The organism is Vibrio hibernica (assembly GCF_015223435.1).
In the GTDB taxonomy this organism is placed as follows: Bacteria; Pseudomonadota; Gammaproteobacteria; order Enterobacterales; family Vibrionaceae; genus Vibrio; species Vibrio hibernica.
In genome coordinates this window covers 1-22,851 of record NZ_VHKO01000010.1, presented here as the reverse complement: position 1 = coordinate 22,851, position 22,851 = coordinate 1, and the positions used below count along the sequence as shown (strand labels likewise).

24 protein-coding genes and 4 tRNA genes are annotated in these 22,851 nt (G+C 41.0%); 20 read left to right on the top strand and 8 right to left on the bottom strand.

Annotated elements, in window-relative coordinates:
- Window positions 1–12 precede the first annotated feature (12 nt).
- From FH976_RS06260 to ruvX, 5 genes are all read left to right on the top strand, one after another.
- The gene (locus FH976_RS06260; protein ID WP_194090041.1) at window positions 13–528 is read left to right on the top strand and encodes a SprT family zinc-dependent metalloprotease; all 516 of its coding nucleotides are present in this window, start codon (window positions 13–15) and stop codon (window positions 526–528) included.
- Between the two features lie 82 nt (window positions 529–610).
- On the top strand, window positions 611–1,342 hold the full coding sequence (rsmE, locus tag FH976_RS06255) for a 16S rRNA (uracil(1498)-N(3))-methyltransferase (RefSeq protein WP_194090040.1): 732 nt from the start codon (window positions 611–613) through the stop codon (window positions 1,340–1,342).
- 39 nt (window positions 1,343–1,381) lie between these two features.
- Window positions 1,382–2,329 carry a glutathione synthase gene (gshB, locus tag FH976_RS06250; RefSeq protein ID WP_194090039.1) on the top strand — a complete coding sequence of 316 codons (948 nt, stop codon included), beginning with the start codon at window positions 1,382–1,384 and terminating at the stop codon, window positions 2,327–2,329.
- A 152-nt stretch (window positions 2,330–2,481) separates the two neighbouring features.
- Window positions 2,482–3,045: a YqgE/AlgH family protein gene (locus FH976_RS06245; RefSeq protein WP_194090038.1), complete on the top strand. Its 564-nt coding sequence runs from the start codon at window positions 2,482–2,484 to the stop codon at window positions 3,043–3,045.
- Window positions 3,046–3,093: 48 nt separating this feature from the next.
- Window positions 3,094–3,516: a Holliday junction resolvase RuvX gene (ruvX, locus tag FH976_RS06240; RefSeq protein ID WP_194090037.1), complete on the top strand. Its 423-nt coding sequence runs from the start codon at window positions 3,094–3,096 to the stop codon at window positions 3,514–3,516.
- Between the two features lie 50 nt (window positions 3,517–3,566).
- Here ruvX and FH976_RS06235 read toward each other — a convergent pair whose 3' ends face one another.
- Together FH976_RS06235 and FH976_RS06230 are read right to left on the bottom strand one after the other, a co-directional pair.
- On the bottom strand, window positions 3,567–4,676 hold the full coding sequence (locus tag FH976_RS06235) for a PilT/PilU family type 4a pilus ATPase (RefSeq protein ID WP_194090036.1): 1,110 nt from the start codon (window positions 4,674–4,676) through the stop codon (window positions 3,567–3,569).
- A 103-nt stretch (window positions 4,677–4,779) separates the two neighbouring features.
- On the bottom strand, window positions 4,780–5,817 hold the full coding sequence (locus FH976_RS06230) for a type IV pilus twitching motility protein PilT (protein WP_194090035.1): 1,038 nt from the start codon (window positions 5,815–5,817) through the stop codon (window positions 4,780–4,782).
- Window positions 5,818–5,843: 26 nt separating this feature from the next.
- Between FH976_RS06230 and FH976_RS06225 the strand changes: the two genes are divergently transcribed.
- The 7 genes from FH976_RS06225 (at window position 5,844) to hemW (ending at window position 10,804) form a co-directional block, all read left to right on the top strand.
- Entirely contained in the window at window positions 5,844–6,569 is a 726-nt protein-coding gene (locus tag FH976_RS06225; protein WP_194090034.1) for a YggS family pyridoxal phosphate-dependent enzyme, read from the top strand.
- 113 nt (window positions 6,570–6,682) lie between these two features.
- On the top strand, window positions 6,683–7,501 hold the full coding sequence (gene proC / locus FH976_RS06220) for a pyrroline-5-carboxylate reductase (RefSeq protein WP_194090033.1): 819 nt from the start codon (window positions 6,683–6,685) through the stop codon (window positions 7,499–7,501).
- A 65-nt stretch (window positions 7,502–7,566) separates the two neighbouring features.
- On the top strand, window positions 7,567–8,121 hold the full coding sequence (locus FH976_RS06215; RefSeq protein WP_194090032.1) for a YggT family protein: 555 nt from the start codon (window positions 7,567–7,569) through the stop codon (window positions 8,119–8,121).
- 19 nt (window positions 8,122–8,140) lie between these two features.
- Window positions 8,141–8,452 (top strand): DUF167 family protein YggU, encoded by a 312-nt coding sequence (gene yggU, locus FH976_RS06210; RefSeq protein ID WP_194090031.1) that lies wholly within the window; start codon window positions 8,141–8,143, stop codon window positions 8,450–8,452.
- Window positions 8,453–8,497: 45 nt separating this feature from the next.
- A complete protein-coding gene (locus tag FH976_RS06205; protein ID WP_194090030.1) occupies window positions 8,498–8,932 on the top strand; it encodes a DUF4426 domain-containing protein in 435 nt (144 codons plus the stop codon).
- Between the two features lie 24 nt (window positions 8,933–8,956).
- Window positions 8,957–9,565, top strand: a complete 609-nt coding sequence (locus FH976_RS06200) for an XTP/dITP diphosphatase (RefSeq protein ID WP_194090029.1) — start codon at window positions 8,957–8,959, stop codon at window positions 9,563–9,565.
- A 12-nt stretch (window positions 9,566–9,577) separates the two neighbouring features.
- Window positions 9,578–10,804, top strand: coding sequence for a radical SAM family heme chaperone HemW (hemW, locus tag FH976_RS06195; RefSeq protein ID WP_194090028.1), 1,227 nt, complete (start codon window positions 9,578–9,580; stop codon window positions 10,802–10,804).
- A 118-nt stretch (window positions 10,805–10,922) separates the two neighbouring features.
- On the opposite strand, the gene secF is transcribed toward hemW, so the two are convergent.
- From secF to FH976_RS06175, 4 genes are all read right to left on the bottom strand, one after another.
- A complete protein-coding gene (gene secF, locus FH976_RS06190; RefSeq protein WP_228767357.1) occupies window positions 10,923–11,831 on the bottom strand; it encodes a protein translocase subunit SecF in 909 nt (302 codons plus the stop codon).
- 2 nt (window positions 11,832–11,833) lie between these two features.
- Window positions 11,834–13,711: a protein translocase subunit SecD gene (gene secD / locus FH976_RS06185; RefSeq protein ID WP_194090027.1), complete on the bottom strand. Its 1,878-nt coding sequence runs from the start codon at window positions 13,709–13,711 to the stop codon at window positions 11,834–11,836.
- Between the two features lie 209 nt (window positions 13,712–13,920).
- On the bottom strand, window positions 13,921–14,436 hold the full coding sequence (locus FH976_RS06180; protein WP_228767356.1) for a hypothetical protein: 516 nt from the start codon (window positions 14,434–14,436) through the stop codon (window positions 13,921–13,923).
- 175 nt (window positions 14,437–14,611) lie between these two features.
- On the bottom strand, window positions 14,612–16,591 hold the full coding sequence (locus FH976_RS06175; protein WP_194090025.1) for an alkyl/aryl-sulfatase: 1,980 nt from the start codon (window positions 16,589–16,591) through the stop codon (window positions 14,612–14,614).
- A gap of 243 nt (window positions 16,592–16,834) precedes the next feature.
- On the opposite strand from FH976_RS06175, the gene FH976_RS16145 reads away from it, so the two are divergent.
- Window positions 16,835–17,017, top strand: coding sequence for a helix-turn-helix domain-containing protein (locus FH976_RS16145; protein WP_194090085.1), 183 nt, complete (start codon window positions 16,835–16,837; stop codon window positions 17,015–17,017).
- Between the two features lie 66 nt (window positions 17,018–17,083).
- Here FH976_RS16145 and glsB read toward each other — a convergent pair whose 3' ends face one another.
- Together glsB and trmB are read right to left on the bottom strand one after the other, a co-directional pair.
- A complete protein-coding gene (glsB, locus tag FH976_RS06165) occupies window positions 17,084–18,007 on the bottom strand; it encodes a glutaminase B (RefSeq protein ID WP_194090024.1) in 924 nt (307 codons plus the stop codon).
- Window positions 18,008–18,121: 114 nt separating this feature from the next.
- Entirely contained in the window at window positions 18,122–18,841 is a 720-nt protein-coding gene (gene trmB, locus FH976_RS06160) for a tRNA (guanosine(46)-N7)-methyltransferase TrmB (protein WP_194090023.1), read from the bottom strand.
- Window positions 18,842–19,244: 403 nt separating this feature from the next.
- Here trmB and mutY point away from each other — a divergent pair, with 403 nt between their 5' ends.
- The 7 genes from mutY to FH976_RS06125 all read left to right on the top strand — a co-directional run bounded on the left by mutY (window position 19,245) and on the right by FH976_RS06125 (window position 22,417).
- Window positions 19,245–20,366, top strand: coding sequence for an A/G-specific adenine glycosylase (gene mutY / locus FH976_RS06155; RefSeq protein WP_194090022.1), 1,122 nt, complete (start codon window positions 19,245–19,247; stop codon window positions 20,364–20,366).
- The gene (locus FH976_RS06150) at window positions 20,363–20,635 is read left to right on the top strand and encodes an oxidative damage protection protein (RefSeq protein WP_194090021.1); all 273 of its coding nucleotides are present in this window, start codon (window positions 20,363–20,365) and stop codon (window positions 20,633–20,635) included. Before mutY ends, FH976_RS06150 begins: the two co-directional genes overlap by 4 nt.
- Window positions 20,636–20,739: 104 nt before the next feature.
- Window positions 20,740–21,870, top strand: a complete 1,131-nt coding sequence (mltC, locus tag FH976_RS06145; RefSeq protein WP_194090084.1) for a membrane-bound lytic murein transglycosylase MltC — start codon at window positions 20,740–20,742, stop codon at window positions 21,868–21,870.
- A 116-nt stretch (window positions 21,871–21,986) separates the two neighbouring features.
- A tRNA-Phe gene (locus FH976_RS06140) sits at window positions 21,987–22,062 on the top strand.
- Window positions 22,063–22,129: 67 nt separating this feature from the next.
- Window positions 22,130–22,205 (top strand) — tRNA-Thr (locus FH976_RS06135).
- Window positions 22,206–22,211: 6 nt separating this feature from the next.
- Window positions 22,212–22,287, top strand: a tRNA-Phe gene (locus tag FH976_RS06130).
- Window positions 22,288–22,341: 54 nt separating this feature from the next.
- Window positions 22,342–22,417 (top strand) — tRNA-Asn (locus tag FH976_RS06125).
- Window positions 22,418–22,851: the final 434 nt, after the last annotated feature.

The window sequence follows — 22,851 nt, the reverse complement described above, 5'->3', positions numbered from 1 at the left end:
GATAGGTTGAACATGTCAGCTTGTAAGATCCCTGCGCCTTTGCTGCAACAAGTACAACAAACCATTCAAGATTGCATAGAGAAAGCACAACAAGCTCTTGATTGTCAATTTGCTATGCCAAATGTTCATTTTAATGTACGCGGTAAAGTCGCAGGCAAAGCTTATTTGCAAAGTTGGGAGATTAGACTGAACCCAACCTTACTATTAGAAAATCAAACCGAGTTTCTGCAACAGGTGATCCCTCACGAAATTGCACATTTAATTACCTATCATCAATTTGGTCGAGTTCGCCCTCATGGAAAAGAATGGCAAGCAGTCATGATCAAAGTGTTCAAACTCAACCCCGAAACTCGTCATCAATTTGATGTCAGTTCCGTTCAAGGTTTAACGTTTGAATATCACTGCCAGTGCCAAAGCCATGCAATAAGTATTCGCCGTCATAACAAGATAATAAGACAGCAAACTCAATATCATTGCACTCGTTGCAAAGCACAATTACAGCCTGTCATTAATACATTGAACGACTGATTAATGCCTCTTCAGCCCTTGTTTTTTTAAACAACAACATCCATGTTATGCATAGACTATCCATCCGATCACAGGTTACACCATGAGAATCCCTAGAATTTACCACCCAGAAACCATTATTGGGCTTGGTGAACTCCCTCTTTCTGACGACGCATCTGGCCATATTGGTCGTGTTCTTCGTATGACGATAGGCCAAGATGTTTTGCTATTTGATGGCAGTGGCGCAGAATTTCCCGCCACTATCGCATCGGTTTCTAAGAAAAATGTCACGGTTGAATTGCATAACCGTATTGAGAGATCAGTTGAATCCCCTTTAGATCTGCATCTTGGGCAAGTCATCTCTCGTGGTGACAAAATGGAATTCACCATTCAAAAAGCGGTCGAGCTTGGGGTAAATATCATTACGCCGTTAATCTCAGAGCGCTGTGGCGTAAAGTTAAATAGCGAACGTTTTGATAAAAAGTTACAGCAGTGGCAAAAAATAGCGATTGCCGCTTGTGAGCAATGTGGTCGTAATATCGTTCCGCAAATTCGCCCGTTAATGCAACTAGAACAATGGTGCGCGGAGGACTATGATGGTCTTAAACTCAATTTGCACCCAAGAGCAAAATACTCAATCAACACCTTGCCTGAACCGGTTAATAAAGTTCGTTTATTGATTGGCCCTGAAGGTGGTTTGTCTGATGAAGAAATTCAAATGACCGAACAATATAAATTCGAAGAAACCTTATTAGGACCGCGCGTTCTGCGAACCGAAACCGCAGGCCTTTCCGCCATCACCGCGCTACAAGTTCGTTTTGGCGATCTGGGCTAAATCTAGCCAGCGGCTATTTAATATAAGCAGGAGAAACACATGAAAATCGGCATCGTAATGGACCCAATCTCATCCATTAATATCAAGAAAGATTCAAGTTTTGCCATGATGTTAGAAGCACAGCGTCGCGGTTGGGAAATCCATTACATGGAAATGGCGGATCTGCATTTAGAGCAAGGCGTCGCGATTGCAGACACAAAAACCGTCACTCTTATCGAAGATCCGGCTAAGTGGTATGAATTCAACTCAGAACAAACGATTGAATTGTCGGAACTTGATGCCGTACTCATGCGCAAAGATCCTCCTTTCGACACTGAATTTATCTATGCCACTTACATTCTTGAACGCGCAGAAGAAAAAGGCACGTTAATCGTCAATAAACCGCAAAGCCTGCGTGATTGTAATGAGAAACTGTTTACTGCTTGGTTCCCAGAATTAACCCCAATCACTATTGTGACGCGTAAAGCTGAAAAAATTAAAGCATTCAAAGAAAAACATGGTGATGTAATTTTAAAGCCGCTTGATGGCATGGGTGGCGCTTCTATTTTCCGTGTAAAACAAGATGATCCAAACGTTTCTGTGATCATTGAAACCTTGACTAATCACGGTCAGAACTACGCAATGGCGCAAACCTTCGTACCTGATATTAGCAATGGCGATAAACGTATTTTAGTCGTAGATGGCGAACCGATGCCTTATTGCTTAGCTCGCATTCCAGCTAAAGGCGAAACTCGTGGCAACTTAGCCGCTGGCGGTCGTGGTGAAGCGCGTCCATTGAGTGAAACTGATCTTAAAATAGCTCTGGCCGTCGCCCCAACGCTAAAAGAAAAAGGGCTGATCTTTGTTGGCCTTGATGTTATTGGCGATAAACTCACGGAAATTAACGTCACTAGCCCGACTTGCATTAAAGAGATTGAAGCGGCGTTTGATATTTCAATTACCGGTAAGTTAATGGATGCCATTGAACGACGAGTCAATGAAAAATAATTATTAGCAATATAGTTATTAATAAAAGTAATCATTAACTAACAGATATAAAGCCAATAGCGATCAAGCAAGGTAAGTAATCATCACCAACGGCTCATGATCCTGCTTACTAAAAAATAGTAGGCAGGTCATAAAACTGACACGGAGAGAATATGAATTTAACCGATCATTTTCTGATCGCCATGCCAAGCATGAAAGATCAACATTTCACTCGAACCGTAATTTATCTGTGTGAGCATAATGATGATGGCGCAATGGGGTTAGTGATTAATGCACCAATAGGCATTAACATTGGCAACATGTTGAAGCAAATTGATGTTCAGCCTGTTCATCCACAAATTTGCACCAAAAGCCTACAAAATCCGGTGTTAAATGGTGGGCCTGTCGCAACCGATCGTGGCTTTATTCTGCACCAATTAAAAGATGACTATCAATCCAGCATTGAGATTAACCAGCATTTAGCCGTAACGACATCGAAAGATATCTTAACGGTACTTGGCACCGAAGCGGAGCCAAAACAATATTTAGTGACATTAGGTTATTCCGGTTGGAGCGCAGGTCAACTAGAACAAGAATTACTGGATAATGTTTGGTTAACCACCCCAGCCGACCCCAGTATAATTTTTGATACGCCACCCGCTTTACGTTGGAAAAAAGCCGTTCAATCATTGGGTATTGATGCCGCTCAGCTTTCAATTGATTCTGGCCACGCATGATCCCAATAATAAACATCCATCATATTCGCTACTTATAACGAGAAACCCATGACTAACCAAACCATTATGGCATTTGACTACGGCACTAAAAGCATTGGTAGCGCCATAGGGCAAACCATCACAGGCACAGCCTCACCTTTGAAAGCATTCAAGGCTGTGGATGGTATTCCTAAATGGGATGAAATTGAAAAGCAAATTAAAGAGTGGCAACCAAACTTAATTGTGGTCGGCCTACCAACGGATATGGAAGGTAAAGATCTCACCACCATCACCACGCGCGCTAAAAAATTCGGTAACCGTTTATTTGGCCGTTTTGGCGTTACAGTTGAGATGCATGATGAGCGTTTATCAACTCAAGAAGCCCGAGCAGAGCTCTTTCAAATGGGTGGCTATAAAGCACTAACTAAAGGCAATGTGGATTGCCAGTCTGCGGTGGTCATTTTAGAAAGCTGGTTTGAAGCGCAGTACTAATCCAATGAATTAAATAGCAGGGACTAAAATCACAGCCCCTGCCTTTTATGTTACCTCATATCAATCTTAATCCCTTTTAGCTTCTCACTCTCCGTCACTGGAGCATCGACTAAAGTTTTCAGCATCATGCGTAAGTCGTTAGCCGAATCAGCGCTGTGCATGGCATCATCAAGGCTAATTTTATCTTCTTGCAACAATTTAAATAGCGCTTGATCAAAGGTTTGCATACCTGATTCAGCTGAATGGGTCATTGCCGTTTTTAATTCATATAAATCGCCACGACGGATCAAATCTGAAATACGCGGAGTGTTAAGTAAGACTTCGAATACCCCATGTCGCCCTTCACCATTTTTATCTCGGATCAATTGTTGCGCGACAACCCCTTTCAGATTAAGAGATAAATCAAACAAGAACTGCTCTTTTTGATCTTTCGGCACTAGATGCAAAATACGCTCTAATGCTTGATTGGCATTATTGGCATGCAATGTGGCCATACAAAGGTGGCCTGTTTCAGCAAACGTCATCGCATATTCCATGGTTTCACGGCTGCGGATCTCACCAATTAAAATCATATCTGGCGCTTGACGTAATGAATTTTTCAAAGCAATTTCGTAGCTATCTGTATCAAGGCCAACTTCTCGCTGAGTGACAATACATTTTTTATGTTCATGTACAAATTCAATCGGATCTTCGACAGTTAAAATATGACCGGTTTGATTCGAGTTTCGATACCCCGTCATTGCCGCCATTGAGGTAGATTTACCCGATCCCGTAGCTCCAACCACCAGCACCAATCCACGCTTTGCAGTGCATAAATTTTTCAGCACTTCAGGTAGATGCAAATCCTCCATGCTTGGGATGTTCGTTTCAATTCGGCGGATCACCGCACCCGGTAATTCACGCTGAAAAAAAGCACTGACACGAAATCGTCCACTGCTTCGCATAATGGCAAAATTGGATTCATGTTCGTGTTGGAAACTTTGCAATCTCTCAACATCCATCATGTCAGACAATAGCGCTTCAACAGCGCTTTTATCTAATTGATCGCCATGGGCTTTTAACTCCCCATCAATACGAAACAGACAAGGTGCGCCAACGGTTAAATAAATATCCGACGCTTTCGATGTCACCATGGCATCTAAAATTTGATCCAATTGCATTTATTAATCCTTTATTGGCTTGTCCACTTTATGTTTTCTAGATCTATTTTGTTTGCTGGATCTATGTTGCTTGCTAAACCCACTTTGTTAAAAATCAAATCCGTTAATAAAGGGAATCCATACCTTCAATTTTTTGTTTCGCTTCTTCTGTATCAACGATACCTTGTGCGATTAATTTTCTAGCGGCCTGCTCCATGGTTTGCATTCCTGTCGCTGAACCGGTTTGAATCATCGACATCATCTGCGCCACTTTATCTTCACGGATTAAGTTACGAATAGCAGGTGTTGCGATCATGACTTCATGACAGGCCACACGCCCACCACCATTGCGTTTAAGAAGCTTTTGAGCCACAACCGCCCGCATGGATTCAGATAGCATCGAACGCACCATATTTTTATCTGCGCCAGGAAATACATCAATAATTCGATCGATGGTTTTGGCCGCTGAACTGGTGTGCAAAGTACCAAAGACTAAATGGCCCGTTTCAGCAGCAGTCAGCGCTAGGCTAATGGTTTCTTGGTCTCGTAACTCACCGACTAAAATCACATCAGGATCTTCTCGTAATGCAGAACGTAACGCCGCATTAAAGCTTTTTGTATCACGATGTACTTCACGCTGGTTGATCAAACATTTCCGATTGATATGAGTAAATTCAATTGGATCTTCAATCGTCAGAATATGTTTTTTCTGATTACGATTAATGTAGTCAACCATAGCGGCCAAGGTGGTTGATTTCCCCGATCCCGTAGGCCCTGTCACCAACACTAGCCCTTTTTCATAATTGGCAATTTTTTCAAAAATCTCAGGGGCAGAAATATCCTCCAACGATGGTATGGTCATTGGAATAGTACGAAACACTGCTGCGCAACCACGCGATTGATTAAATGCGTTAACACGAAAGCGACCAACATTTGGCAGTTCAAAAGAAAAATCAATTTCGAATTTTTCTTCATATTCGCTGCGTTGAGCGTCATTCATAATATCAAATATTAAGGCATGAACTTCCGAATGAGAAAATGCTTCCATTTCTAACTTTCTGACATCGCCATCAATACGCAACATTGGGGGTACGCCAGCAGAAAGATGTAGATCTGATGCGTTATGCTTTACACTAAAATCCAATAACTCAGCGATATTCATTACTATTCCTTACTGAAACCAAAATTATGTCTACTATTCAAGAAAATATAGAACACATCCACTGCCAAATACGATCGGCGGAAGAAAAATTCTCACGCCCTTCACAATCAGTACAGCTCTTAGCGGTGAGTAAAACCAAACCAATTGAAGCATTAGAACAAGCGATTGCCGCGGGTCAACGTCAGTTTGGAGAAAACTACGTACAAGAAGGCGTGGATAAAATCCATTACTTTGCCCAACACTATAACCAGAGCGAGCTTGAATGGCACTTCATTGGTCCCATTCAATCCAATAAAACTCGACTCATCGCAGAAAATTTCGATTGGGTCCACTCCGTTGATCGTGAAAAAATAGCCCAGCGACTTAATGACCAACGAGTCGAACATGTACAAAAAACCAATACCAGTCCGTTACAGGTGCTTATCCAGGTCAATACCAGTGGTGAAAAATCGAAATCAGGCATTGAACATACCGAGGTTTTTGCACTCGCACAGTTGATAAATACTTTACCTAACCTCACATTAAGAGGATTGATGTCGATTCCTGAAAACGTGCCAGATCATCAATCACAACTGGCCGCTTTTCAACAATTAGCGCAATTGCATCAAAAACTTAAAACGCTTTATCCTCAAGTAGATACCTTATCGATGGGAATGAGTGGCGACATGCAAGCCGCGATTGAAGCAGGCAGCACAATGGTTCGAATTGGTACCGCTATTTTTGGAGCAAGAGATTACTCACAATCCAAATAAGCACTCTTTTAAAATCCAAATGATGCAATATCTGAAGCGTCATAATTGAATTTATCAGGCATAATGGCCGTAATGGATTAAGCGTCATTATTAGCAAATTAAGGTGATGTCACATGGAACAACGCAAAATTAGCTTTATTGGTTCGGGCAACATGGCTCGTTCTATCTTCGCAGGCATGTTATCAAGCGGTTATAAAGCCAAGAATATTACCGCTACTGGTCGCGATGAAGGCAAGCTAAAAGATTTAGCCGATTGCTATGGTATTCATACTACGACTGATAACACCAATGCAGTGCAAGATGCTGATGTGGTTATTTTAGCGGTTAAGCCACAAATGATGTCTGATGTATGTGAAGCATTTAAAACCATCGATTTGAGCAATAAGCTGATCATTTCTATTGCGGCGGGTATTTCTGCTAAACGATTAAATGAAATGCTTGGCCAAGAGGTGAATCTGGTTCGCGTGATGCCAAATACACCATCTTTGGTTGGCAAAGGCATGAGTGGGCTTTATGCTACGCCGCAAGTTTCTAGTGCTGATAAACATTTTGCAGGTGATTTAATGTCTGCAGTAGGAGAGATTTGTTGGGTTGCTCAAGAGTCAGGGATCAACAATATCATTGCAGCCGCGGGCAGCGCTCCAGCGTATTTCTTCTTATTTATGGAAGCGATGCAACAAGAAGCTATCGCCCAAGGTTTTGATCAAGATACCGCGCGCCTTTTAGTGCAACAAGCGGCATTAGGCGCCGCAGAAATGGTGGTTGCAAGCCCTGAATTAGAATTATCGACATTACGTGAACAAGTAACATCGAAAGGTGGCACGACAGCTGAAGCAATAAGAACGTTTAATGACTGTCATCTATCAGCCATTGTTTCAAAAGCGATGCAAGCGGCGGTTAAACGCGCTGAAGAGATGGAAAAGCAACTGTAAATAAAAATAACCGTAAATATTTAACTTACCAATAAAATCATTATATTAACCAAGGTTTTACATAAATGAATTCTCTTAACTTTTTAGTCTCTACTGTTTTTGACCTTTATATCATGGTGGTCATTTTACGAGTTTGGCTACAACTTGCCCGCGCTGATTTTTATAATCCATTCTCACAATCGATTGTAAAACTGACTCAGCCTATCGTTGCACCTCTGCGAAGAGTTATCCCATCAATTGGAAATGTGGATCTTGCCACGGTGATTTTTGCCTACGTGCTTAGTGTTTTAAAATTTATCACCTTGATTCTCATTTCGAATGGTCAGTTCGTCTTTGATATGGGCTTTCTGGTTTTTGGGGCGCTATCTTTAGTGAAAGCCATTGGCGGTCTACTATTCTGGATTTTATTACTGCGCGCTATTTTAAGTTGGGTAAGCCAAGGCCGTAGTCCAGTTGAATATGTGATGACACAATTAACGGAACCGCTACTGGCACCTATTCGCCGCATTCTGCCACCAATGGGTGGATTTGATCTTAGTGTGCTTGTGCTGTTCTTAGTTCTGCAATTTGCTAATTACTTAATGGGTGATTTGATTGGTCCTATTTGGTATCAACTGTAATCCTAGCTGAATTATAATAATGGTTGATGCAGTACAACGTGTAGAACAAGACATCGTTCTACACGTCTATATCCAACCCAAAGCAAGCCGAGATCAAATTGTAGGTTTACATGGCGACGAACTGAAAATCGCCATCACTGCCCCGCCCGTTGATGGTAAAGCTAATGCCCATTTAACCAAATATCTCGCTAAGCAGTTCAAAGTTGCAAAGGGTTTAGTCAAGATTGAAAAAGGTGAATTAGGGCGACATAAACAAATTCGTGTAATATCGCCAAGTATGATTCCGGCTGCTATTGAAGGCTTACTTACGTCAGACCATCACAATAAATAAAACACACCTAGCCACTCTTTGTCGTCGTATATAAGGAAGTATGAAATGAAAAAATGGCTCTCAACCGCATTAATCAGCTTTATCTCTCTCTCTGTTCATGCTGAGCAATTTAAGAACATTAAAAATAGCGAGATTCATTATTCAGCCTTCAATTCAACCTTACTCACCGCTGAGGTTGCAACCCAATATCAATTAAAGCGTAATGGCCATTCTGCTATTTTAAATATTAGTGTGCTGGACAATTCCAAACTGGGTAAACCAGCAGTAAATGCCACTATCACAGGTACAGCCAAAAATTTAATCGGACAAATAAAAACGCTCGAATTCAAACAAATTAAAGAAGGCCAAGCGATTTATTACTTAGCACAATTTTCGATTTCAGATGAAGAAAGTCTAACTTTTAATATTAATGTTGATGCTGGCATGACAGGCAGTGGCCCAATAACGTTTACTCAAAAATTTTATGTTGAAGACAAATAACCAACACCCAATTTAGGATATAAAATGAAAAAGCTTGTTCTCGCCACTGGCAATCAAGGCAAAGTAAAAGAAATGGCCAGTTTATTGGCGGATTTTGGTTTTGATGTCCACGCTCAAAGTGAATTCAACCTTATCGAAGCGGAAGAAACCGGTGCCACCTTTATCGAAAATGCCATCATCAAGGCTCGTCATGCCGCGAAAGAAACCGGATTACCGGCAATTGCTGATGATTCTGGCTTAGAAGTGGATTATCTAAAAGGTGCGCCTGGTATCTATTCCGCTCGTTATGCAGGTGAGGATGCCAGTGATAAACAAAATCTAGATAAACTATTAGCGGCGATGAAAGATGTGCCAGCTAAGCAGCGTAGTGCTCGTTTTCATTGTGTATTAGTATTAATGAGACATGAAAACGATCCTACTCCATTAGTTTGTCATGGTGCGTGGGAAGGTGAAATCCTGACAGAAGCGATGGGCGAAAATGGTTTTGGCTACGATCCAATTTTTTGGGTACCAGAAGATAAGTGCTCATCGGCGCAACTTGATCCGGTACGTAAAAAACAATTATCCCATCGTGGTAAAGCCCTGAAAAAATTATTTACCGCGCTAACCGAAGCGCCTAACTTCATCCAATAAGGCTTTCAATACGTGATCTCGCTTCCTCCATTGAGCTTATATGTCCATATCCCTTGGTGTGTACAAAAATGTCCGTACTGCGACTTTAACTCTCACGCTCAAAAAGGTGAGATTCCAGAAAGTCAGTACCTTGATGCCTTACTAGAAGATTTAAAGCTCGATATTGAACACTATCAACTATCCCAAAGCTCCAAAGTATCTCAAAGCTCAGAAGAATCTCAGCAATCAAAAGCATCTCAAGCGCCTCGCCTTTTACATTCGATTTTTATTGGAGGAGGGACGCCGAGCCTCATTTCACCACAAGGCATTGGTCGCTTATTAAGAGGTATTGAGGCTCAAATCGCTTTTGAAGATAAGATTGAAATAACCATGGAAGCCAATCCCGGCACGATTGAAGCTGAGCGTTTCGCCGAGTTTCAGCGCCAAGGTGTCAATCGGATTTCAATTGGAGTCCAAAGCTTTGAAGATGAAAAACTGCAAGCGCTTGGGCGTATTCATGGTAAACAAGAAGCGATTAACGCCGCCCATTTAGCGCATAAGATTGGCCTCAATAGTTTTAATCTCGATTTAATGCATGGTCTGCCAAATCAAACTCAAGCTCAGGCATTATCAGATTTAGATAAGGCGATTGAGCTTGATCCTTATCATTTATCTTGGTACCAACTGACCATTGAGCCCAATACATTATTTTATTCAAAGCCGCCAATACTGCCAGATGATGATGATTTATGGGATATTTTCGAGCAAGGCCACCAGCGTTTAACCGATGCAGGTTATGTGCAATATGAAATCTCCGGCTACAGCAAACCGGGGTATCAATGCCGCCATAACTTAAATTACTGGCACTTTGGTGATTATCTTGGCATCGGCTGCGGCGCACATGGCAAGATTAGTTTTGCTGATGGACGCATCATTCGAACTACTAAAATCAAGCACCCGAAAGGCTATTTATCGGCCTATCAAAACTTGGTGAAGCCTTATCGTGACAGTGAAAGCTTGGTGGAAATATCAGATCGTCCGTTCGAGTATTTCATGAATCGTTTTCGTTTGATTGAAAACTGCCCTAAAAATGAATTTGTAGAACGAACCGGTTTGCCCTTATCGACGATTGAATCGCAAATTGATTGGGCGATCCAACAAGGTTATATAAACGATGGTCAGGATCATTGGCAAATCACGAAGAAAGGGAAGCTCTTCTTTAATGATTTGATTGCTGGATTTATGTCTGATGATGAATAACAAATAACGTATTCAAAGCAAAATCGGCGCCTACTTTGGGCGCCGATTCTGTATATCTTCTGTATTTATATTCGTTGTCTTTCCATGTCTCTTTAGCGCTTTTTATAGCTTCTATCAACTACGGTGACTCCGGTAAACTCTTTACTTGATAATGCTCAGGTTTTAATCCTAACACTTCGGGCAACGACGTTCCGACCGCAATCGATGACCAAGTCCCAACAATAATCCCAATAAACATCGCAATAGAGAAACCTTGCAACGATGCCCCGCCCAATAACCACAATGCAGAGACCGTTAACAATGTAGTCCCTGATGTGATCATGGTGCGAGTAAAGGTTGCTGCTATCGCTTGGTTATTAATATCAGCCGTGCTTTCTTTGGGCTTTAAACGCAACAGATCCCGGATCCGATCGGCAATAATAATCGAGTCATTGAGCGAATAACCTAAAATAGCCAAAATAGCCGCTAATACAGTTAGGTTAAACTCCATTTGGCTTAACGCAAAAAATCCAAGCACAAAGACAATGTCATGCAGCAAAGCAAGCAACGAGCCTAAAGCTAATCGCCACTCAAACCGAATACTTAAATACCCCATGATACAAAGCAAGCTGACTAATAATGCTAAGCCGCCTTGATTAGCTAAATCCTCCCCCACTTGTGGCCCAACGATGCTGGTATTCAGGACTTTCGTATCCCCAGAAAGTGGTGAGAGCAGTGATTCAATCGATACTGAGTCACGATTTAAATCATCAGGTACGCTATATCGGATGATCCAACGTCCCGGTGCCTCACTGGCTACAACACTTACTTTTTCGCCTAAACCCACTTCAAGTAATGGGTTAAGTTCACTGAGAGTCACTTTAGAGTTCACTTGGATCTCACTCACCACCCCACCGGTAAAATCTAACCCCCAATTAAATCCTTTGGTGGTTATAAAGAACAAAGAAACACACATTAATAAAATCGAAATGGCACTAGTACCATAACGCCATTGACTAGCGTTACCCATATTCATTAATTTACTCATGACTAAATCCTCTTCACATTACGGCGAGTATCTTGACCCCAAAACCAATTAATAATGGCTCGAGATGCAAAAATGCCTGTGAACATACTGGTCAATAAACCTAAACCTAACGTTAACGCAAAGCCTTGAATGGGCCCATTACCAATGCAATACAACACAATCGCAGTGATCATGGTGGTAAAGTTGGCATCAAAAATAGTGCTCGTCGCGCTGCTAAAACCACTATTAATGGCTCTTGCTAGGCTATAACCTTCTTTCAATTTATCGCGGATCCGTTCAAAAATAAGCACGTTGGTATCCACCGCCATCCCTACCGTTAACACTAATCCTGCAATCCCCGGCAAGGTTAATACTGCGCCTGGGATCAAAGCTAGCAAACCGAACAACATCACCATGTTGGCCAGTAACGCTGCATTTGCCACCCAACCTAAACGTCGATACCACAACGCCATAAAGATTAATGTCATTCCTAAGCCTAACGCCAAAGCGGAGAAGCCATTTTCAATATTTTCAGCCCCTAAGGTGGGACCAATCGTGCGTTCCTCGACGATAGTGACAGGCGCAGTCAATGAACCTGCACGTAGTAATAAAGCCAAACTCTGTGCATCTTGCATAGAACCGGCGCCAGTAATCCGAAACTTCGAGCCTAAACTTGATTGAATAGTCGCGACACTAATGATCTGATTGGTTTGCACCACCTCACCACGATCATTTCGCGAATATTCGCTGTAAGCAGTTGCCATTGGTTTACCCACGTGACGGCCCGAAAAATCCGCCATCATTTTCCCGCCTTTGCTATCTAAACTGATGTTGACCTCGGGCATTCCCATTTCACCAACATTGGCTCTAGCATCGACAATGTGTTCTCCGGTCAATACAGGAGATTCAGCAACATGCACCAGTTGACCGTTTTTATCGGGCAACATTTTCCCATCTAATGCTGAATTTTCTAATACTTGATAAAATGCCAAACTCGCGGTCGCACCAATCACGTTTTTCGCTTGTGCAGGATCTTGTACTCCAGGCAGTTCAATTCGAATGCGGTGATCGCCTTGTCGTTGTACCGACGCTTCAGTGATCCCCAACTCTTCAATACGGCTACGCATAATCTGTAAGTTTTGTTGTACGGTTAAATTTTGTAACGCCACACTCTCCTTTTCTTGGCGAGCTAACGTTAGATGATTATCGTCAACCGATACTCGCCAATTAGGGTATTGAGTATGAATAAAATCACGCAGCGATGAGAGTTGCTGCGCATTAGACAATCTAACAGTAAAGCCATCTTGTGACAGATCGGAGAATTGAGCTCTACGCCATTGTTGATCACGCAACCAACTGGTGATGTCTTTTTTCAGCTGATCTGTTTGCCCTTGATAAACAGAGTTCATATCCACATCTAGCAGAAATTGCACTCCTCCACGTAAATCTAATCCAAGAGATATTGGTTTAAAGCCCAGTAGTGTTAACCATTGTGGTGCGTTGGCAACGGAAGCTAGAGTCACTTGAGTATCAGTGGATTTACTTTTTAGAGTCTTTTGTGGGCTCAGGAGATCAGTCAAAACTTGTTTCGCAAGTGACATTTGATTCGCATCTTCAAGCACCACCCACGTTGAGTTTTGATCTTGCTTAATTTGCTTTAAATCCACCCCTTTCTTCGTTAATACATTTTGTAGTACCAAAGGCGAAAGCGGCATTTGGATATGATTATTCAGCTGAGATTGACTGCCTTGGTTAATTTGTAAGGCGGGTGATTCTCCAAACCAAGAAGGTAGCGCACTGAGTAACAAAACAATAAGCGTGACGATAAGCACAGCATATTGCCAATAGGAATATTGGTTGAGCGCTTTCTTAGAAGCCGCCCGAGTAGGTTTAAAATTCATTGTATGACCTAAATATATCAACAAACTTCATACCAATTTGTGGTAAGAAATTTGTGTATAAATAACCATTTCATCTTGGTCTTTAAGCGAAATATCGAGCTAAAGGATTAAGAATGAAATGCCTGAATCTAGGCAACCGTAATAAATGGATAATCACCATAACGGCAACCTAAACATCTGAGCGTGATTCTAATGCTGCTCAGAAAAAGTTAGGCAAATGAAGTGGGATATTGTTGAGGAATATATTGTAAATTGCTGTCTTTCCATGCAGAAAGCCGTGATGCTTGGGTGTTGGTTCGCATCATCCAATTGAGCTGAGGGGTAAAGGTTTCGGTAAAATATTGAGTTATTTCGAGGTGAGGCAGGATCGGGAACTCAAATATTGTCACATATTCAGGTGTCAGTTCATCATCACTTACATTGGTATGAGCAAACCTTAGTGTAAAACCATTGATGTAAATATCATGGCTTAAATCAATTGATGACGTCAGGTTTGGTGTTGGACTGGTATATTTCGATGCACTATTTGATGCATTGTTCGATGTGCATTTATTCGATACGGATAGCGTTGATAATTCAGGATCATTCTTCGGTATGATGTGATTTACGACTGATGTGGAACTCACCAATGAAGGAGTTAACCTTAAATCAGAGGTATGATCTGCCTTAGCGTGCGCAGCGCCAATAAAACAAAAGCAGAGTAAGAAAAATCGAAGATAGAACACATGGATCTCTTAAAAATAAATACACATATATAATGAGGTCGAATGGGCTAAATATCAATACATCTAATAAGGATAATTAAGAATACCTGCTATCAAAATAAATAAAAATGCCCAAGCACCAGAAAAAGTGCTTGGGCATTCAATTGCCATTTAATGAATGATTAATAACCAAACATTAAGGCGTTACGATATTAAACCAGAAATCAAACTTATCTAAGTAACTTAATAGTTCATCTAGTTTCGCAGCGTTACCATCAATCTTCACATCGCCATTTTTCTTCGCATCTTCAAGTGTTTCTTGCTTCAAGATAATGCGATTCAATGTATCACGTGACAGTTTAATAGTTGCATCAGCATTTTTTGCTTGAGCTTTTGCAGTATGGCTTAAAGCACCATTTTCTAGCTCCACTTTATACAGGCCACCTTGGTCACCAAAATCAAAGTTTAACGATATTTTCGCATCTGCTGCTTTCATACCATTAATATGAACACCAAGATAATCAAAGAACATATCCGGATCCATTGCACGAACGGTATCAGCACTTGCTGTATTTGGTGTTGGTAATACTTTCACACCATTACGCAATTCTTGTGCACCACTCAAATAGAAGTTACGCCAAGGACCAGATTCTGCTTGGTAGCCAAGTTGTTCTAAAGCATCCGCTTCTAAACTACGAGCTGCTTTGTTTTTCGGATCAGCAAAAACAACTTTACTCACAACTTGAGCAACCCAACGATAATTACCTTTGGCATAATCTTGTTTCGCTTTCGCCAAGATCTTATCTGCACCGCCCATGTATTCGACAAATTTCTTCGCCGCTTCTTCTGGTGGTAATTCATCTAATGTTGCAGGGTTACCGTCAAACCAACCTAAATAAAACACGTAAGTTGCTTTCACATCATGGCTAACTGAACCGTAGTATCCGCGGCTTGCCCATGTTTTTTCTAATGTTGGCGGTAGCTCGAAATTAGCCGCGATTTCATCACGCGTTAATCCTTTATTGGCCATACGCAATGTCTGATCGTTGATATAACGGTACATATCGCGCTGACTTTTCATTAGGTCAAGAATATTTGCATTGCCCCAAGTTGGCCAATGGTGTTGAGCAATAATAATTTGGGCATCTGCGCCCCAACGATCAATCGCAGCATTGATGTATTTAGACCAAGCCAGTGGATCACGAATTTTCGCGCCACGTAAAGAATAGGTATTGTGCAGAGTATGAGTAATATCTTCTGCCGCTTCGATCATTTTCTTCTCTTTCACATACCACAGCATTTCAGATGGCGCTTCTGAACCTGGTGCCATCATGAAGTCATAGGTTAAACCATCAATGACTTCTTCTTGGCCTGTGTGAGTAATATAATCGGTTGGCGGAATCAAAGTCACTGTACCTGCTGACGTTGTCGTTCCAAGTCCAGCGCCTACTTGACCTTTCGCACTCGGTGCCAATAAGTTTCCGTACATGTAACTTGCACGGCGACTCATTGCATTACCTGCCATGATATTTTCTGATACCGCTTCTTTCATAAAACCATCAGGGGCATATATTTTCACTTTGCCTGATTTCACATCTTCTTCACTAGTTACACCACGAACACCACCGTAATGGTCAACATGGCTATGTGTGAAGATCACAGCAACAACGGGCTTTTTGCCTCGATTTTTATAGTATAAATCAAGTCCGACTTTCGCCGTTTCAGCAGACACTAACGGATCAATAACCGTAATCCCTTTTTTACCCTCTATAATAGTCATATTAGATAAATCAAGGTTACGGATCTGGTAAACCCCATCCGTCACTTCGAATAAACCACTAATATTAATGAGCTGTGACTGACGCCATAAACTCGGATTCACCGTTGCTGGTGCTTTTTGATCTTCTTTAATAAATGAATATTTAGCAGTATCCCAAATAATATTGCCTTCTTTGCCTTTGATCATGCCTGCTGGTAATGCGGCAATAAAACCTTTATGAGCATTTTGAAAGTCAGTTTTATCTGAGAATGGTAATTTAGAATAAAGCGCATCATTCGCTTTTTTTGTAGCTTCTGTTGCCTCTTTAGGTGCCAATTGCTGGGAAAATGCAGATAACGAATATGTCGTTATCATACCAGCAAGAATCAGATGCCCTATGATCGGTTTTATTTTCATTGAAACCTCTTAATGTTGATATAATTTCAAACAACTAATAGCTGATAACAATTGTAGACAATGGCGAATGCTTCGCCAGTCTCATATGAGACTCTTGTGGTTTTTCAGTTAAATAAAATTATATTGTAAACATTAGGTTATTCTCAGCGAGGCAATCAAGTGACGTTTCCGAGTTACATAATTATTATCAATCACTCAACATTACTGAGCACTACAAGAATTAATAAAACTTGGTGAAGGTATATTTATCGGTCTCAAGTTCACTCACACCAAACAGAAGGTATTGCGGGGTTTATTCTACAAAGAACTAATTTATCTCGTGCGCAGATTTTTCGGATATTGTCTGATTTGAAAAAAGGTGAGTACATCATGATAGAGAAAGGAAAATTAATGGCGCTCAATAAAGCTCTACCGAATGACTATTAGCCTAAGGTAGAGCATTTACGTTTATATGAAGTTTTTTAATCATTATAAGGCATTGAAGCGAGCTCTTTAAAAAATAGAGCGGCCTAATTCAGTCGAGAGCATTTCTAATGCTGCGGTTCCTGCCAGTGAATTACCAGATTTGTCCAACTCTGGCGACCAAACAGCAATACTCATCTCTCCTGGAATGATGGCAACAATACCACCACCTACGCCCGATTTTCCCGGCATACCCACTCTAAACGCAAAATCTCCAGCGCCATCATATAGACCACATGTAGCTAATAAAGCATTCAAACGTTTTGTTTGATTAGGTTGAATAATTTGCTTTCCGGTGTGGACTGACTGTCCCTTATTAGCTAAATAACTAAAGGTTTTAGCTAAATCGACACAACTCATTTTAAGTGCGCAAGCGTGGAAATAATTATTTAAAACGGGGATCACTTCATTATCAAAATTACCAAATGAACGCATCAAATAAGCAATGGCCGCATTACGATCACTGTGTAGCATTTCTGAAGCGGCGACCACTTTGTCATACACAATATGTGTATCACCTGATAGCTTACGAGTGAAGTCTAATAATCGCTGGCGAGGCGCAGCTAAACGACTTTGCAGCATATCCGCCACTACAATCGCACCGGCATTAATAAATGGATTTCGAGGTATACCCAGTTCAACTTCCAGCTGGATCATTGAGTTAAACGCTTGCCCTGAAGGTTCTTTACCCACTCGTGACCATATTTCTTCGGATTGATACAGTTGCATCGCTAACGTTAGGCTTAATGCTTTTGAGATAGATTGAATAGAGAAAGCTTCATCCGCATCACCTGCTTTAATTACGTCTCCATCATTGGTATAAATCGCTATACCTAATTTATCATTCGGGATCCGAGCTAATGCAGGAATGTAATCGGCCACTTTTCCTTTGCCAATTAAAGGTCGAACTTGATAGAGGATATGGGATAATAACTCTTGCGTTGCATATGGCATATAAACTCCTGTCATTCAGACGAAACCATCAAAAACTGAGAATAAAAAAGCCAGCACAATTGGCTGACTTTAGTCTTGATGTATAAAATTTAGCAATGACGTTCAGAATAAAACTTATACTGTGCGGCGGTATTTTATATCCCACACACCATGACCCAGACGATGACCACGAGCTTCAAATTTAGTTAATGGACGTTCATCAGGACGAGGAATAAAGTCGCCATCGGTTGCAATATTTTCAAACCCTGGCGCCTGATTCATCACTTCAACCATATGCTCCGCGTAGTTTTCCCAATCTGTTGCCATATGGAAAATACCTTCATTCAAGATCAACTTATTACGGATCATCTCAGCAAAATCCAATTGAACAATACGGCGTTTGTGATGACGCTTTTTATGCCAAGGGTCCGGAAAATATAACTGCAAAGTGATCAAGCTATTATCTGGGATCATATGCTCGAAAACTTCAACCGCATCATGGCACATAACACGCAAATTGCTCACTCCAGCTTCTTGCGCTGACGCTAAACATGCACCAACACCTGGGCTATGCACTTCAATGCCTAAAAAGTTTTTCTCTGGCGCATTTTTTGCCATTTCAACTAAAGAAGCCCCCATGCCAAAACCAATTTCCAACACGATAGGATTGTTGTTACCAAACACTTCACTCCAATCAAGGCGTTGTTCAATAAAATTGATCCCCATCGTTGGCCAACAATCATGAATCGCATTTTCTTGCCCCTTAGTTAAGCGCCCTTCACGGCGAACAAAACTGCGAATGCGTCTTACAATTTTGCCATCTTCAGTTAATTGGGGTTTGGTTACTTCTGTCATTATTTCGCCTGAGGGTTTAAATAAAAAAGGAAAATATAAATTATATTCAAAATAATTGAAGTTACCGCGAGGCGACAAGCGAACGAAGCCCCATGAGCATAGATCTTCTATGTGATTGGGGTCAGTGAGTCCGGTCGACAAAGTTGCAGCTTCAAGTATGAAGAATCAAAATGGGAATTATCCCAAGATACGCCCAAGGTGCAAGCTTTTCTCTGCATAATTGGTGAATTTATTTACATTAACATCAAACTTATCGGCTAAATAATTGAAGTTATAGAACAGTGAGGCGATGAGTAAGGAGATCAATCAACAGCATCTTCAAGTATGAAAGGGATAGGCTGTTTACATAGGCACCCGTGTATGGTGCAATCTCACACTAATTAAAATAACAAAAGATATTATCGTGAGTACATTCTCTCAAGCCATTCTGCAATGGTATGAAAACTATGGTCGCAAAACACTCCCTTGGCAAATAGACAAAACGGCTTATAAAGTATGGTTATCTGAAATCATGCTTCAGCAAACTCAAGTCACGACGGTTATTCCTTATTTTTCTCGCTTTCTCGAGCGTTTTCCAACGGTTAAAGATCTTGCACATGCTCATCAAGATGAGGTTCTACATCTTTGGACTGGCCTTGGTTATTATGCTCGAGCTCGTAATCTCCATAAAGCGGCTCAAATAGTCGTTCAACAACACCAAGGCGAGTTCCCTCTCAATATTGAACAAATGAATGCGCTTCCGGGGATCGGACGTTCAACCGCCGCTGCGATTTTATCTTCTGTCTATAAACAACCTCATGCCATTTTAGATGGCAACGTAAAACGCACATTAGCGCGCTGCTTTGCTATTGAAGGTTGGCCTGGGCAGAAAATCGTTGAAAATCAATTATGGGAAATAGCGGAGCAGAACACACCTAAATTAGACGTAGATAAGTACAATCAAGCAATGATGGATATGGGCGCGATAGTATGTACTCGCTCTAAACCCAAATGTGACTTATGCCCCATCGAGCATTTATGCTTAGCGAAAAAACAAAACCGACAACTGGATTTTCCGGGTAAAAAACCAAAGAAAGAAAAACCAGTCAAAGAAACTTGGTTTATCATGCTGCATTATCAAGGCAGTGTCTGGTTAGAACAGCGACCACAATCTGGAATATGGGGTGGTTTATATTGTTTCCCTCAACACGAAACAGACGCGATTGAACATCAGTTAGATCATCGCGCTATAACCGACTCGATGATAAAGGACAAACAAGTATTAACGGCATTTCGTCATACTTTTAGCCATTATCACTTGGATATAACGCCTATATTGGTGAATTTAACCCGAGAACCGAGTTTGGTGATGGAAGATAAGCAAGGTCTTTGGTATAACTTGTCCCAACAAAATGATGCTCCCACCCAAGAGATCGGCTTAGCTGCACCAGTGAAGCAGTTACTGCATCTTCTTTCGTTTGAATGTAAGGCCGAAATATTAACCAACGAGCATAACCATTATTTATCTAAAGAGGACTCACTATGAGCCGTACCGTATTTTGTACTTTCTTAAAAAAAGACGCTGATGGTCTAGATTTTCAATTGTACCCTGGCGATCTGGGCAAACGTATTTTTGATAACATCAGTAAAGAAGCATGGGGCCAATGGCAACATAAACAAACTATGCTAATTAACGAAAAAAAACTCAATATGATGGATGTTGAACATCGTAAATTACTAGAAACAGAAATGGTTAATTTTTTATTCGAAGGTAAAGATGTCATCATCGAAGGCTACACGCCACCGAGCGAATAACTGAAAAAGTATTGGGCTATAAGAAATGATGAGGCAAGTATTTTGCCTCTTTTTCATTCGACATCACATTCCTACAACTCACCATTAAATTAAAAGCAATGAATATAAAAAAGTCGTTATTCATATTAATCTACCTGATGTTGTCAGGTTGCAGCCGTGAGTTTGTAGAGGGCGTGTACGATGTCAACTATACACCCTCAAATCGTTATGCTAAAAATTTAGCCCCGCTTCCTGGTCAGTTTCAAAAAGATACCGATGCCTTAGATAATTTGATGACTCAATTTTCTGGTGATGTTGCAAGACGCTGGGGGAAAAATGATATCAAAATGGCGGGTGCGAAAATCTATGTAAAATATACTGACGATTATTTAAACCGTTCGGATATTAATTTTGATAATGGTACCGTCACCATCGAAACCATCGCATCAACGGATCCAACCGATCATCTTCGCCATGCTATTGTCACGACTTTATTAACGCCCGACAAGCCCGGTAATGTTGATCTATTCTCATCCAAAGAAATCGCCCTTGGAGGTAAGCCCTTCCTTGCGGGGCAAGTCCTCGATCAAAATGGAAAATCTATTGAATGGTCTTGGCGTGCCAGTCAATTTGCAGATTACCTCATCAAAAACAAACTGAAAAAACGACAGGTTGACTTTAAAACCTCTTATTATGTCACTATACCAATGGTGAAAAACCACTCAAAACTACGCAGTTATCAATATGCAGATATCGTGCGTAATGCCTCTAAACGATATGACATACCTGAAGATTTAATTTACGCCATTATAAAAACAGAAAGTAACTTTAATCCTTACGCCGTCAGTTGGGCTAACGCCTACGGTCTAATGCAAATTGTGCCGAAAACTGCAGGGCATGATGTTTTTAACATCGTAAAAGGTAAATCAGGAATACCTAGCCCTAAATATTTATATAATCCTGTCAATAATATTGATGCTGGTACGGCATATTTTCATCTACTTAAGACTCGCTACTTGAAGGGCATTAACAATCCCATTTCTTTACAATACAGTATGATTTCAGCTTATAACGGTGGCGCAGGAGGTGTTTTCAATACCTTTGGTGGCGTAAAAACCACCGCAATAAATAATATTAATCGTAATCAACCAAGCCAAGTTTATTGGACGCTAACTAAAAAACATCGAAATGCAGAAGCTCGTCATTATTTGGAAAAAGTGACTCGATATAAAAAAGACTTCCACGCAATGAAGTAAAACGTACATAAAACCACCTTAAATGCTTAAATAGTCAGCAAACGAGTGTTTTTTTCACATTTTTCATAAAAACCTATTGACGATAGAGACGAAAATCCGTTTAATGGCGCTCCGTTGCCCGGATAGCTCAGTCGGTAGAGCAGAGGATTGAAAATCCTCGTGTCGGTGGTTCGATTCCGCCTCCGGGCACCACAGTTTAAAATTGTTGGTGTCGTAGTTTTAAATATCAGCAATAGTAAAAAAGTAAAAGATATAGTGTGCCGACTTAGCTCAGTAGGTAGAGCAACTGACTTGTAATCAGTAGGTCACCAGTTCGACTCCGGTAGTCGGCACCATCTTTTGCCTCGATAGCTCAGTCGGTAGAGCAGAGGATTGAAAATCCTCGTGTCGGTGGTTCGATTCCGCCTCGAGGCACCATATTTTGAATGGTGCGTTAAAATTTAGTTTTAATTGCCATTGTAAAAGAGTAATTCCCCTTTAGTTCAGTTGGTAGAACGGCGGACTGTTAATCCGTATGTCGCAAGTTCAAGTCTTGCAAGGGGAGCCACTTTCGAGAAAGCCTCATCATTTGATGAGGCTTTTTTGTATCTAAATTTTATCTCATTGCTGACATGCTCTCTCAACAACAATGTCAGTAATGGTTTTATGTTATTTTTTTGTTAAAGTCTTCCAACTTCCAGCCAGACTCTCAAAAGATTAAGTGACTGTGCAACATTTAATCAATTAATTCGAACTCCATTTAAAACCGATAAAACTATATTCATCTTTATCTTCATTCCCATCCAAACTGATCGTGCTCAAACCAATCTAACTCGATTATGCTATATGGAGATAAAAATGAAATCTAACAATTTAACAATAAGCGCCCTGCTAGGCCTTATTGGCTTATCCGCTTTACCCGTGACAGCACAAACTCATGGTTACATGGATTACCCACCAGCAAGACAACAGATTTGTGATATGGATGGTGGCTATTGGGAC